Raw genomic sequence first — 12655 nt, 5'->3', positions numbered from 1 at the left:
CCCCCTCACTAACCTGGAGACCGTACAAAACCGCCGATGCCGGGCAGAACGCAGCTCAGCGTCCGCTCCGGCATCCCAGCCGAGCGAGGAACTCCGGTTGACGGGACGCAGGACGACCACCCGACGTGCGGGCCCCGCCTGGCCGCGGGTGCGCTACTGGTTCGACACCATCGTGGCCCGCGGGACCGCCGTACTGATCGGCTGGCTCACCCTCATGTGCCTGGCCGTCGTGGTCCCGGCCAGCGCGGCCCTGGTGTGGGCCAGACGCGACGGGCCCACCACCTGGTCGGAACAGGTCGTGGCCGTATGGGTGAGCGTGGGCCAGACGCTGAAGATCGGCGGCGCCGTCGGCAGCCCCCTGTACGTGCTCATGTCGGTCCTGCTCGCCCTCGTCGCCCTGCTCTTCGTCTCCACGCTCGTCGGTCTCATCACCAACGGACTCAACGACAAGGTCCTGGACCTGCGCCGAGGCCGGTCCACCGTCCTGGAGGCGGGGCACACGGTCCTGCTCGGCTGGTCCGACCAGGTGTTCCCGATCATCTCCGAACTGGTCGAGGCCAATGCCAACCGGCGCCGGGCCGTCATCGCGGTCCTCGGCCCCAAGGACAAGGCCGAGATGGAGGACGAGATCGCCACCGCCGTCGGCCGGCTCCGCCGCACCCGGCTGATCTGCCGCAGCGGCGCCACCACCGACCCCGCGGTCGTCTCCCTCGTCAGCCCCGCATCGGCCCGCGCCGTCCTGGTCCTCACCCACGCGGGCGAGGACGGCGACGCCCACGTGGTCAAGACGCTACTGGCCGTGGAGGCGGCCGTCCGCGGGCGGGGCGGCCCCGCCGTGGTCGCGGCGGTGCGCGACGGCCGCCACCGGCGCGCCGCGGAGCTCGCCGCGGGCAGCCGCGGCCGGGTGCTGGACATCGAGGACGTCACCGCCCGGCTCATCGCCCAGACCTCCTGCGAGCCCGGACTCTCCCTCGTCTACCGGGAACTGCTCGACTTCGAGGGCGACGAGATCTACACCGTGGCGGCCCCCTCCCTGACCGGACGCACCTTCGGCGAACTGCTCCTCGCGTACGACACCTCCAGCGTCATCGGACTCCTGCGCTCCGGCGGGCGCCGCGTCGAACTCAACCCCGCCGCCGACAGGGTCCTCGGCGACGGCGACCGGATCGTCCTGATCACCGCGGACGACGACACGGCGACCCCGGCCGCCGAGCCGGCCGCCGTGGACGAGCCGGCGATCGTCGCAGCCCCCGGGACGCCCCGGCCGGCCGAGCGCTTCCTGCTGCTCGGCTGGAACCACCGTGCGCCGCTCATCATGGAACAGCTCGACGCGTGCGCCCCGCCGGGATCCGTACTCACGGTCATGGCGGAGGGCGCGGACCTCCTCCGCGAGGCCGACCGCTGCGCCCTGGCACCGGGCCGGCGGATGCACGTCGACGTCCGCGGCGGCGACATCACCGATCCGCGCGTCCTGGACGACCTGGACGTCCTGTCCTTCGACCGGGCCGTCGTCCTCGGATACGACGTCCGGGACACCGCCCCGGGGGCGCTCACCGGCGACGACCGGACCCTGGTGACCCTCCTCCACCTGCGCGCGCTGGAGGAGGCCGCCGGTCGCGAACTGGCCGTCGTGACCGAGATGGCGGACGACCGGAGCCGGCTGCTGGCCCCCGCCCGGGAGGGCGCGGACTTCATCGTCGGCGGCCGGCTCATCAGCCTCCTGATGACGCAGATCGCGGAGAACCGGGACCTCGCCGCCGTCTTCGACAGCCTGTTCTCGGCCGACGGCGACACCCTCCACCTCAGGCCCGCGACGGGGTACGTGCGGCCCGGCCGCCCGGTCGCGTTCGCCACCGTGGTGGAGTCCGGCCGCCGCCAGGGGCACTGCGTCATCGGCTACCGGCTCCACGACGCCGTCGCGCAGGGCCCCTCGTACGGGGTCCGGCTGAACCCCGACAAGCGGGAGCGGCGGGCCTTCGGCCCCGAGGACGCGGTGATCGTGCTCGCCCCGGCCACCGGGGCCGCAGCGCCCCGCGAACGCCGCCGCACCGTCCCCGGAGCCCGCACCGACGGATTCCCGGGGGCGGGCGAGGTCCCCGACGGCGCCCGGTGACGCGACGGGCCCCTACCAGTCCAGCGCTTCGCCGTCCCGGAAGAAGCCGCCGGTGGGGCCCGCGTCGGGCAGGGTGGCGGCCCAGACGACGCCGGCGGCGCCCCGCTCGACCGGTGCGCCGCCCGGGCCTCCCATGTCGGTGGCCACCCACCCCGGACAGACGGCGTTCACCAGGATCCGCTCGGCGCGCAGTTCGTCGGCGAGCTTGCGGGTGAGGGCGTTGAGCGCCGCCTTCGAGACCCCGTAGGCGGGGGTCCCGCCGGACATGTGCGCGAGGGAACCCGACTCGCTGGACACGTTCACCAGACGGGGACGGGCCGAGCGGCGCAGCAGCGGCAGGAACGCCTGCGCGGTGCGCCAGGCGCCGAGGAGGTTGGTCTCCAGGGTGCTCCGGACCTCGTCGAGGTCGACGGAGACGGCGCGCCTGCCGGTGTCGTAGTTGACGGCGGCGTTGTTGACGAGGACGTCGAGGCGCCCGAACTCCGCCTCCACAGCGACCGCGAGGGCACGGACGCCCTCGGTGTCGGTCACGTCCAGCCGGCGCGGCAGCAGCCTGCCGGGCACTGCCGGGGCCAGGACGGCGACGGCGCGCTCGGCGTCCTCCCGGCGGCGCGCGCACAGCAGGACGGTGTGCCCGAGCGCGGCGAGCTGACGCGCGGTCTCCCGGCCGATTCCCCGGTTGGCGCCCGTGACCAGCGATACCGGTGCGGCGGTGCTCATTCTCTCTCCTTCACGCGGACGAACCAGGACCCGGACGGCAGGCTATGCCGCCAACCGTCGCCCGTGATCAGCCCCGAGTCGCAGACGGACCCCGCCTTCGGACGTACTCCCCACGGCCCACCGAGCAGGCCGGAGGCCGCTCGGACCGGACCGCCGCGCGACCGGACGGGCCGGTGGCCGCCCCCATGCGCCCTTGTTGCCGCACCCGCCGCCCCTGCATGATCGCGTCAGCCGGTCGGCGTCCGCGACCGGTTCGTTCCTTGATGCCGGGGGATCCGTGAGCTCGTACCGTTTCAATCCGCCGCCGAACTGGCTGTTACCGCCGGGCTGGACACCCTCGGCGGACTGGAAGCCGGACCCGTCCTGGCCGCCGCCTCCGGCAGGATGGCAGTTGTGGCTGCCCGTTCAGCGGAGCGAGGAGAGCCCGCAAGCGCAGCCGGCACCTGAGGGACCGTCGCCGCGCCGGACACGCTGGTTCCGGCGCAGCCGCCGGGAGGGCGGCAGTGAGGCGGACCAGCTCCGGGACTGGATCAACCGGACCCAGGGAGCGGATGCCGCCGAGGTGGCCCTGCTGAGGCAACAGGTGCGCAGGGAGACGGACGAGCTGCGCAGCCGCGCGCTCCGGGAAGCCGAGGAGATCCTGCGCGAGGCACGGCGGGATGCCAAGGAGGCGCGGGTCGCGGAGCGGGAGGCCGTCAGGACCGCGGAGAAGCTCCGCAAGCAGTCGGAGGCGCACAGGGCAGAGGTCTTCCAGGCGGAAAGCCGTCTGAACGACCTGCGCACCAGGATCGTGACCACCGACGAGAGCCTGCTGCTCCAACAGGTGGGAATCTACGCGTACCGGCACCCCCTGGACGACGCCGTCGCCTACAGGGCCCGCCTGGACACCATCCGGAACAGGATCAAGGAGCTCGCGCGATCACAGCAGGCGGTGCTGGCCGCCACCGGCTGGACCGTGAACGGCTCGGCACGCCAGGGCACCAAGATGATCCGCGACTACTCCAAGCTCATGCTCCGCGCCTACAACGCCGAGGCCGAATATGCGGTACGCAGCATGCGTCCCCACCGCCTGGCCTCGCTCGTCGAGCGGCTCTACAAGAGCCGCGAGACCATTGCCAAACTCGGCGCCACCATGGACATCCGCATCTCGGATGCCTATCACGACGTCCGGGTCGAGGAATTGCGGCTGACGGCGGATTTCATGCAGCGCAAGGAGGAGGAGAAGCAGGCCCAGCGCGAGGCCCGCGCCCGCGAGCGCGAGGAGGCGGCCGCCCAGCGTGAACTGGAGCGCGAGCGGGAGAAGTTGAATAAGGAGCTGAGCCACTACCAGAGCGCCCTCGACCGTCTCCGAGCGCAGGGCGACCACGCGGGAGCCGCGGAGATCGCGGCGAGGCTGGCCGAGATCGAAGGCGCGCTCGACGATGTGGAGGCGCGTGCTGCCAACGTCCGCACCGGGTACGTGTACGTCATCTCCAACATCGGAGCCTTCGGTGACAGCGTCGTCAAGATCGGTATGACACGGCGGCTGGAACCGTTGGAGCGGATCTACGAGCTGAGCGGTGCGGCCGTGCCGTTCCGCTTCGACGTCCACGCCCTGATCTTCAGCAAGGACGCGGTCGGTCTCGAAAGCCGTCTCCACCAGGAGTTCGCTTCACGCCGGGTCAACCGGGTCAACAGCCGAAAGGAGTTCTTCCACGTCACCCCTGCCGAGGTGAAGGCCGTACTCGAACGCAGTGCCGGGGAGCATCTGGTGGAGTTCAACGAGGTTGCCGAAGCGCTCGAGTGGCGTAGCAGCAGCACCGGTTGAGATCGCGGACAGCGGCGGACCGAACGCCCGGCGGCTGGAGGAGTTGCCCTCGCCCTCGCCCTCGCCCTCGCCCTCGCCCTGAGTGGGGTCTTCCCCACCCCCTTCCTGGGGCTCGTCGGAGTGCCAGGGACCGGTGCCGCGTGATCGGCTGTCCGCATGCGAACCGTGGGGCGGAAGGTGGACGGATGAGGGTCCGGATCGGGTACTGGGCGTGGATCGTGGGCGTGGTGCAGTTCTTCGTGATGCACGGGGTCACCGAGTCGGCGTGGTCCGGACCGTACAGCTGGGCGCGGAACAACATCAGCGACTTGGGCAACGCGCACTGCGCCCTCCAGCCAGAGCCCGAGCCGCGGTACGTCTGTTCCCCCGAGCACTGCCTGATGAACGGTTCGTTCGTCGTCCTGGGCGTGCTGCTCGTCGCCGGCGCCGCCCTGACCGGCGGCGCGCTGTGGCGCAGGGGCCCGGCCGCTGCCGTGGGCCGCCTGGGGCTCGCGGGTGCCGGTGCGGGATTCGTGCTGGCCGGACTGGCTCCCGCGGACGTCGACGAGAACGGGCACGTCCTGGGCGCCCTCCTCATCATGGCGGTGGGCAACATCGGCCTCGCCCTGGCCGGGTTCGGCCTGGCGGAACACGCACCGCCCGCCCTGCGGCGGGGCACGACCCTGCTGGGATGCGGGGCGATCGTGGCCTTCGGGCTCTTCCTCTCCCACCGCTACCTCGGTCTCGGCATGGGAGGCATGGAACGGGCCGCTGCCCTTCCCCTCCTGCTCTGGGCGCCGGCGGTCGCCGTCCGCGGCGTCACCCGCCGGGCGGGCGAGACACACGAGGCGGTGCCGACGGTCCGGGCAGGGGCGCAATGATCACTCGAATGAGTGATCGTGTGCGGGGTGGGTCGCTCGCTACCGTCGTAAGGGGTGCGACGAGCGTGCCCTGTCGGGGAGAGGGCCGGGTGGGGACGATGGTGGACGTCGGCGGCGGGGGTTTACGGCCGGGGCCGGACCTGCGCCTGGCGGTCGGCGGGGCCGGCGCCCGCGGTGAGCGCTCGTGAGCGGCACGGCCGTTCCCGCGAGCGCGCGGCAGGACAGGAGCCGCTTCATGGTCCTCTCGCAACGCCTGACGGGATTCGACGTGGCGGAGCTGGAAGCCACCGGACTCGCCGAGGCGTACCGGGCGGTGGCCGCGCAGCAGCTCGGTCCGGCACGGTACGAGCGGCTGGTGGGCGGGGCGGAGCCGCCGGACCGGGGCGCGGACGATGACCTGGCGGCCGCCCGGGCGGTGACGCTCCTCTGGTACACGGGCAGCTGGCCGGGACCCCCGCCCTTCGTGGTCTCGGCGCGCGCCTACGCGCAGGGCCTCGTCTGGAAGGCGGCCGGAGTCGTCGCGCCGGGCACCCGGGCCGCCGGCTACGGCAGCTGGGCGGCGGAGCCCGCCCCGGTCGCGGAGGTCCGGCGGTGAACCGGTACGACGTGATCGTCGTCGGCGCGGGCATCGCGGGCTCGCTCGTCTCCCACCGGCTCGGCCGCCTGGGCCGCCGGGTCCTGGTCGTCGAGGCCGGGGCGGCCGACGCCACCGACCCGCACGCCGCCTTCCTCACGGCCACCGCCAAAGTGCCCGGCTCCCCCTACCGGCCCCACCCGGCCGCGGCCTGGCCCGAGGTGACCGACCTCGCCGGGGCCGACGGCGCCCCCGGCTTCCGGGCGGCGGGCCATCTCCTCCAGGACGGCGCGCTGCCGTACGCCAGCGGCTACGTCCGAGTCAACGGCGGAACCGGCAACGTCTGGACCGGCCTCGCACCGCGCATGCTGCCGGAGGACTTCGACACCGAAGCCTTCGGGTACGGACGCCGCTGGCCGCTGACCTACGACGAGGTCGAGCCGTACTACCGGGCGGCCGAGGAAGAGCTGGGGGTGGCCGCGGACGCCGACGAACAGCGCGAGCACGTGGGCCTGCCGCTGCCCGCCGGCCACGTCTTCCCGATGCGGCCGATCCCCTCCAGCCACCTCGACCGGGTCCTCGCGGCGGGCCTGGACGGGCGTCGCGTCAAGGACCCGGTGGCCCTCAACGAGACGGAACTGCGGGTGGTGGGCACCCCGCACGCCCGCAACGGCGTCCCCGACCCCCGCTACGACGGCGGCCGCGGCTACGTCCCGCGCGGCAAGGACGGGCGTGACGCCCCCGACAGCAGGTGCGCGGGCCACGCGAGCTGTATCCCGCACTGCCCCTCGTACGCGAAGTACACGCCGCTGAAGACCCAGGGGCGGTGGAGCGCCTCCGTGACGCTCCGGGACAGGTCCGTGGTCTCCCGCGTGCTCGTGGACGGCACCGGCCGCGCCACCGGCGTGGAGTACCGGGCGTACGACGGTACGGTGTCCACCGCCCGCGCCGACGTGGTCGTCCTGGCGGCGCACGCCGTGGAGAACGCCCGGCTGCTGCTCCTGTCCGGCCTGGCCGGGCGCAGCGGCCAGGTGGGCCGCAACCTGATGGACCACCCGGTGCTCCTCACCTGGGGCCTCATGCCGCAGGCCGTCGGCGCCTACCGCGGACCCGGTTCCACCTCCGGCCTGGAGGGCTTCCGCACCGGCCCGGCACGCCGGGCCCGCGCACCGTTCCGGATCGAGATCGGCAACTGGGGATGGGTCTGGGCGAAGGGGCCCGTCGAGACGGACGTGGCGGAACTGCTCACCGCTCAGGGCCTGTTCGGGAAAGAGCTGCGGAGGGCCGTCGGCGACCGGATCCGCCGCCAGTTCACCCTCCAGTTCGAGATGGAGCAGGGAGCCGACCCCGCCAACCGGATCACGCTCCACCCCACGGAGCGGGACGCGCTGGGACTGCCCAGGCCGCTGGTCGCCTACGACCTCGACGACCACGTCAAGGCGGGCATGGCCGCCGCCCGGTCGGTATCCGACCAGATCTTCGCCCTGCTCGGCGCCGAGGACCACACCGACCACGCGCCCGCCGCGGCCTGGCCGGGCCGCTTCGAGTACGGCGGCCGCACCCACGGCTACCGCGGCGCCGGCCATGCCGCCGGCACGCACCTCATGGGCGACTCCCCGGCCACCTCCGTGGTCGACGCCCGGCAGCGCTGCTGGGACCACCCCGGCCTGTACGCCGTCGGCTGCGGCAGCATGCCCTCGGTCGCCACCTCCAACCCCACCCTGACCATGGCCGCCCTCGCCCTGCGCAGCGCCGAAGCCGTCGAGTCCGACCTCGCGGCCCGCGACCGGCCCGTCCCCGTCAGCCCGGCCACGCCAGGAGCCGCCCCATGACCGCGATACCCCTCCCGCCGGTACCCGAGCCGTTCCGGCTCCCGTTCCACTACGGGGCGCTGCACCAGCTCGGCATCGACTGGCTGGTGGACCCGGGCCCGGTCCGCGACCTGCTCGCCAAGCACCACCCGGACCTCTCGGCGGCCGAGTTCGACGAGGGCCGGGCCCTGGTCTCGCTCAACTACCAGCTGTACTTCGCGCAGTACCCCTTCGGCGGCGGCGTCACCCAGGAGATCGAGTTCAACGTCATCGCGTACCCGAGCGCCGACCGGGACCGTCTCCCCGAACTCGGCTACGCCCAGTACGCGCAGGGCTGGGACCAGACGAAGCTGCTCGGCATCGCCCGCATCCACGTCGTCTGCGACAACCCGTTCGCCATCCGCGCGGGGCGCGAGCTGTACGCGGAGCCGAAGTTCCCGGGCTGGTTCGAGGTCGCCCTGCCCTCCCTCAACGGCCCGGCGGGCGACACCTGGACCGTACGCTGCCACGCCGCCGCCATCGGTCCGGACGACACCCTCGCCAGGGGCGCGACGCCGCTCCTCGACCTCACGGCGGCGCTCGACGGCCTTCCCTCCGTCCCCGCCAACCTCGCCCCGGTCACCGGCTACGGCACCGACACGGCCGGCCGCCTGCTGGCCGGGCCCATGAACGTCTACCAGCCCTACCGCTGGTACGACCTCGCCGGCCCCGGCCCCGGCCCCGGCCCCGGCCCCGGCCCCGGCCCCGCCGCACGGGCCGGGGTCGCCGTGCACGCCCCGGACGGTGACCTCGGCCGGGACGTCCACGCCCTGCTCGCGGACACCCCGGCCGCCGGCGCCTGGACCTACCAGTCGGCTCCCGTCGCCGCCCACAACCGCCCCTACTACCTGCCCGCCCGGCCGCCCACCGGCTGAGAGGCGCGCCCGGCCCCGTCCCCGGCGGGCCCGCGGTCGCCGCCCGGGCGGCCGGTGACGTCGAGGACGAGGCCCTGGGGCTGGAGGATGGTGCGCGTACCGAACACGGGCGTCGTGCCGGGGGTGCGGGCGACCTCGTAGCGGCTGGTGAGGGTCGCGGTGGTGAGGGTCATCGCGACGGTGGCGAAGTGGGATCCCAGACAGGTCCGGGGTCCGCCGCCGAAGGGCATGAACGCGTACTTGGGCAGCGGGGCGCCGGGGGAGCGGCCGGTCCAGCGGTCGGGACGGAACACGTCCGGCCGGTCGTAGTGGCGGGCGTCCCGCTGGACGGCGAAGGGGCTGACGGCGACGCGCTGCCCGGGGTGCAACGGCCGGCCGCCCAGTACGGCGGGTTCCTCGACGGTCCTCTCGATCAGCCACAGCGGCGGATACAGCCGGAGCGTCTCCTTCACCACGGCTTCGGTCACGGCCAGGCGCGGCAGGTCCGTGGCGGTCGGCAGGCGGCCCGCGAGCTCCCGCTCGGCCTCGTCGCGCACCTGCCGGCGGATGCCGGGGTGCTGGTCGAGGAGGAGCAGCAGCCAGGCGAGTGCCGCGGCGGTGGTCTCGTGGGCGGCGAACAGGTTGGCGACGATGATGCCGGTCGCTCCCTCGTGCGTGAGGGCGCCGTCGTCGTGGGCGGCGTTGAGGAGGTCGGCGATCACCTGCGGGGAGTCGCCGTCGTGCGTCGTCCGCCGCCGGCGGACCAGACGGGAGACCTCGGCGGCCAGCTCGCGGTTGGCGCGCCGCAGACGCCGGGCGCGCAGGGCCCGCCACGGGGCGGGCAGTGGCAGGACGGGGGGCAGCAGCGCGTCCTGGAACCGGGCCAGCAGGTCCGGCACCCGCCCGGTGTCGGGCCCCAGGCAGAACGCGGCGATCAGATGCGCGGTGAGGTCCTCCAGTGCCGGGATCGCTTCGATGGTGCCGCCGCGGGCCTTCCAGCCCTGAGCGTGACGGTCCGCGGTGGCCGCGAGGCCGTCCCCGGCGGCGCGCATGCTGGTGCGGTTCAGGCCCCGCCCGGCCAGGCTGCGGGCACGCATCCACAGGGCCAGCTCCTCCGAGGCGCGACCGCCGTCGGTCTCCTGGCCCAGCAGGTCGCGGCTGATGGAGTAGGTGGTGTTGGTGTGCTTGAAGACCTCCTCCGCCAGGGCGGGCGAGTTCACGAGGTACAGGCTGTCGTCGAGGCGGACGAGGTCGCCGTACTGCCGCTGGTGCAGCAGGAAGCCGAGCGGGTCCCGCTCGAAGGCGCGCCGGCTGCCGTGACGCCCGGCCCCGGCGGGGCCGGGCGTCACACGGAGCAGAGCCACGGTCACTGTCCCTGTACGTAGTAGTAATACGCACTGAGCCGGTCTTGCGTGCCGAGCTTCGTCAGCGGGCTGGTGCGTTGGACCCTCGCTCCGGACGGGTCGTTGGACAGGGGAGCGGAGTTCGACGCGGCGAAGGCCGTTCCGCCGGCGAGGAGCGCGGCTACGGCGGAGACCGCGACGAGGAGCGACTTGCGCAGGGGGATCAGGGCAGCCATGGCTGGTTCCTTTCGAGACTGCCGGGCGGCGCTTCCGCCCGGTCCGTTGCCTCCATTCCGCCGCACCGGGGCCGTACGGGCACGCCCCGAGGACGCGTGACGTGCCCCGGGCCGACGCGTCTGGCAGAATGCCTCGCCGGATTGCGCGTTTCGAGTAACCGAGTGGTGACCCTGTGTGGGCGAGAACTCGTTTGGCGTACCGCCGTGGCCGCTGCTAGGTTTCGGGCAGCCGTGCCAGAGAACGAGGAGGTGGTACCCGTGAACGCAGTATCGACATGGGTGCTCTCCTCCGGGGTCACGGTCGGGCGATAGGTCGTCCGGGAGCGCCGTTCGGCAGCACTCCCGAAAGGCACGACCATGCATTTCACTTCTGAACAGCACCTCGACGACGGCGTCCTCGAGCGTGAGTTCACCCTCGGCGAGATCCCCGGCATCCTCTGGACCCCCGCGTCCGCGTCCGCACCGGTGCCGCTGATCCTGCTCGGCCACCCCCCGCTCGGACTGCGCCGGATGTACCCCCGACTGGTGGCCCGGGCCCGGCGGGCCGTGGCGGACGGTTTCGCCGCGGCCACCATCGAGCTCCCCGGAAGCGGTGACCGTCCCCGGTGGGCCGCCGTCGAGGAGGCCCGCGCCGACCTGCGGCGGGCGATCGAAGCCGGCGAGCCGGTCGGCGACGAGATCGTCGACGCCCTCGTCCTCCCGCTCGTCGACCGGGCGGTCCCGGAATGGCGGGACGCCCTGGACGCCTTGCTGGCGCTGCCCGGGATCGGTGGCCCGGTCGGGTACTCGGGGGGAGTGATCTCCATCGGCGTCCGCCTCGCCGCGGTCGATCCGCGCATCGTGGCCGCCGGACTCTTCGCCGGGAGCTTCGTGCCCCGCGCCACGTTCGAGGAGGCCCGGCGGGTCACCGTCCCGCTGCACGTCCTGCTCCAGTGGGACGACGAGGGGAACGACCGGCAGGCGTCCCTGGACCTGTTCGACGCCTTCGGCTCCGCGGAGAAGTCCCTCGACGCCAACATGGGCGGTCACACCGGGGTCCCCGAGTACGCGGGGGACGCCGCGGCCCGGTTCTTCACCCGGCACCTGAAGTGAGGGCGGGCCGACAGCCCGTCAGCGGACGCTAGGCCGTCGTGACCGGGGTGCTCCGGCACTCCGGTGCGGTCCGGGCCGCGGGCCCCTGCCGATTCGGCGGGGGCCCGCGGCCCGAGGCCCCACGGACACGACAGGGACGTGGACCGCGTCCTCTCCGGTCTGAACGTCATCCCGCCGACAGGTCCTTCCGGAAGACCGCGGAGGCGTACCGGACCTCCATCCCCACGCTCAGGTACAGGTCGAGGGCGCCCGTTTCCGAGTGCGTGCCCAGGGTGCACGCCTGCCGTCCCTCCCGGTGGAAGCTGCGGAACACGGTACGGAGCAGGAGGCGGGCGATGCCCCGGTTGCGGTGATCGCGGCGGACCGCGACCTGCTCGATGTAGCCCTCGCCGGTGTCGGGGAGGTCCAGCGCGAGCGCGACGCCGACCAGTCGGCCGTCGGCGAACGCCAGCGCCGACATCGCGGGGGCGAAGGCCGGGCGTCCGACGGTGTGCCGGGCCCACTCCCGGTAGCTCTTGCGCCGCTCCTGCCATTCGTCGAAGGCGTCCTCGACGATCCGGTGCGCTTCGTGCTCGTCACCGGGTGCGAACGGTCGCACCGTGACGCCCGCGGGAGGCTCGGGCACGGACGGCTCCTGCGGCAGCGGGAACTCCAGCAGCCATTCGGTCACCATCGGTTCGTACCCGCGAGAGCGCAGCAGCGCGACGGCGTCCCCGTCGTCGTCCGGGACGGTCTGGACGATGCGCGTGCTCCCCGTCTGCCGGCCGCGGGCCTCGGCCCAGTCCAGGAGGGCGCCCCCCAGGCCGAGGCCGCGGTGCTCGGGGTGGACGTGCACCTCCGAGCGCCGGTTCACCCAGGCCCGGGCGGCCAGCCGCCCCGCCCGGTCGTGGACCAGCCGCGTGTCCAGCTCCGGGTCGAGACCCGGTCTGGCCAGGTCGGCGGCGACGCGGCCCGGATCGGTGTGCACCCGTCCGTGGAGGGCCCGCTCGCAGGTGGCGACCAGGCGGTGGATGTCGTCGAGGTCCTCGGCGGTCGTCGGGCGGGCCCGGTATCCCGGCGGCAAACCCGGTATGAGATCCGACAACGGCGGACACCCCTTCCTGGGCGGCGGTACCGGAACGGTCGGCCACCGCGCTCGGCCGCCGACCGTCCGGAGGCCGCGTCGCGCGACGTCTCTGGTCAAGTCGACCGTAATGCACGTGACTT

At 73.7% G+C, this 12655-nt stretch carries 11 protein-coding genes; 7 read left to right on the top strand and 4 right to left on the bottom strand.

The window, feature by feature from the left end; genetic code table 11:
- Positions 1 to 97 precede the first annotated feature (97 nt).
- Positions 98 to 2113 carry an NAD-binding lipoprotein gene (locus tag ACIRBY_RS04550; RefSeq protein ID WP_403896022.1) on the top strand — a complete coding sequence of 672 codons (2016 nt, stop codon included), beginning with the start codon at positions 98 to 100 and terminating at the stop codon, positions 2111 to 2113.
- A gap of 12 nt (positions 2114 to 2125) precedes the next feature.
- Here the strand turns inward: ACIRBY_RS04550 and ACIRBY_RS04545 are convergent, their stop codons facing one another.
- Positions 2126 to 2833: an SDR family oxidoreductase gene (locus tag ACIRBY_RS04545; protein WP_403896020.1), complete on the bottom strand. Its 708-nt coding sequence runs from the start codon at positions 2831 to 2833 to the stop codon at positions 2126 to 2128.
- A 277-nt stretch (positions 2834 to 3110) separates the two neighbouring features.
- Here ACIRBY_RS04545 and ACIRBY_RS04540 point away from each other — a divergent pair, with 277 nt between their 5' ends.
- The 5 genes from ACIRBY_RS04540 (at position 3111) to ACIRBY_RS04520 (ending at position 8799) form a co-directional block, all read left to right on the top strand.
- A complete protein-coding gene (locus tag ACIRBY_RS04540) occupies positions 3111 to 4640 on the top strand; it encodes a DUF4041 domain-containing protein (RefSeq protein WP_403896017.1) in 1530 nt (509 codons plus the stop codon).
- Between the two features lie 185 nt (positions 4641 to 4825).
- On the top strand, positions 4826 to 5500 hold the full coding sequence (locus ACIRBY_RS04535) for a DUF998 domain-containing protein (RefSeq protein ID WP_403896014.1): 675 nt from the start codon (positions 4826 to 4828) through the stop codon (positions 5498 to 5500).
- Positions 5501 to 5735: 235 nt separating this feature from the next.
- Positions 5736 to 6095: a hypothetical protein gene (locus ACIRBY_RS04530; protein WP_403896012.1), complete on the top strand. Its 360-nt coding sequence runs from the start codon at positions 5736 to 5738 to the stop codon at positions 6093 to 6095.
- Complete coding sequence (locus ACIRBY_RS04525; RefSeq protein ID WP_403896009.1) at positions 6092 to 7906, top strand: GMC family oxidoreductase; 1815 nt, start codon at positions 6092 to 6094, stop codon at positions 7904 to 7906. Before ACIRBY_RS04530 ends, ACIRBY_RS04525 begins: the two co-directional genes overlap by 4 nt.
- Complete coding sequence (locus ACIRBY_RS04520; RefSeq protein WP_403896006.1) at positions 7903 to 8799, top strand: hypothetical protein; 897 nt, start codon at positions 7903 to 7905, stop codon at positions 8797 to 8799. The genes ACIRBY_RS04525 and ACIRBY_RS04520 overlap by 4 nt, the downstream gene beginning before the upstream one ends.
- Here ACIRBY_RS04520 and ACIRBY_RS04515 read toward each other — a convergent pair.
- Together ACIRBY_RS04515 and ACIRBY_RS04510 are read right to left on the bottom strand one after the other, a co-directional pair.
- Positions 8769 to 10142: a cytochrome P450 gene (locus ACIRBY_RS04515; protein ID WP_403896003.1), complete on the bottom strand. Its 1374-nt coding sequence runs from the start codon at positions 10140 to 10142 to the stop codon at positions 8769 to 8771. The genes ACIRBY_RS04520 and ACIRBY_RS04515 overlap by 31 nt on opposite strands.
- Positions 10143 to 10144: 2 nt before the next feature.
- Positions 10145 to 10357: a hypothetical protein gene (locus ACIRBY_RS04510; protein WP_403896000.1), complete on the bottom strand. Its 213-nt coding sequence runs from the start codon at positions 10355 to 10357 to the stop codon at positions 10145 to 10147.
- Between the two features lie 357 nt (positions 10358 to 10714).
- Between ACIRBY_RS04510 and ACIRBY_RS04505 the strand changes: the two genes are divergently transcribed.
- Positions 10715 to 11449: an alpha/beta hydrolase gene (locus ACIRBY_RS04505; protein ID WP_403895997.1), complete on the top strand. Its 735-nt coding sequence runs from the start codon at positions 10715 to 10717 to the stop codon at positions 11447 to 11449.
- Positions 11450 to 11615: 166 nt separating this feature from the next.
- Here the strand turns inward: ACIRBY_RS04505 and ACIRBY_RS04500 are convergent, their stop codons facing one another.
- The gene (locus ACIRBY_RS04500; protein ID WP_403895994.1) at positions 11616 to 12512 is read right to left on the bottom strand and encodes a GNAT family N-acetyltransferase; all 897 of its coding nucleotides are present in this window, start codon (positions 12510 to 12512) and stop codon (positions 11616 to 11618) included.
- Positions 12513 to 12655 lie beyond the last annotated feature (143 nt).

It is taken from the genome of Streptomyces sp. NPDC096136 (assembly GCF_044763325.1).
GTDB lineage: Bacteria > Actinomycetota > Actinomycetes > Streptomycetales > Streptomycetaceae > Streptomyces.
Note: the sequence above shows the minus strand (reverse complement) of the source record. Positions and strands in the feature narration are given on the sequence as shown.

What these genes read in the sequence shown, in the direction of transcription:
- ACIRBY_RS04545 (WP_403896020.1), bottom strand. Translation starts at nt 2,833, where the DNA reads ATGAGCACCGCCGCACCGGTATCGCTGGTCACGGGCGCCAACCGGGGA.
- ACIRBY_RS04535 (WP_403896014.1), top strand. Translation starts at nt 4,826, where the DNA reads ATGAGGGTCCGGATCGGGTACTGGGCGTGGATCGTGGGCGTGGTGCAG.
- ACIRBY_RS04530 (WP_403896012.1), top strand. Translation starts at nt 5,736, where the DNA reads ATGGTCCTCTCGCAACGCCTGACGGGATTCGACGTGGCGGAGCTGGAA.
- ACIRBY_RS04520 (WP_403896006.1), top strand. Translation starts at nt 7,903, where the DNA reads ATGACCGCGATACCCCTCCCGCCGGTACCCGAGCCGTTCCGGCTCCCG.
- ACIRBY_RS04510 (WP_403896000.1), bottom strand. Translation starts at nt 10,357, where the DNA reads ATGGCTGCCCTGATCCCCCTGCGCAAGTCGCTCCTCGTCGCGGTCTCC.
- ACIRBY_RS04505 (WP_403895997.1), top strand. Translation starts at nt 10,715, where the DNA reads ATGCATTTCACTTCTGAACAGCACCTCGACGACGGCGTCCTCGAGCGT.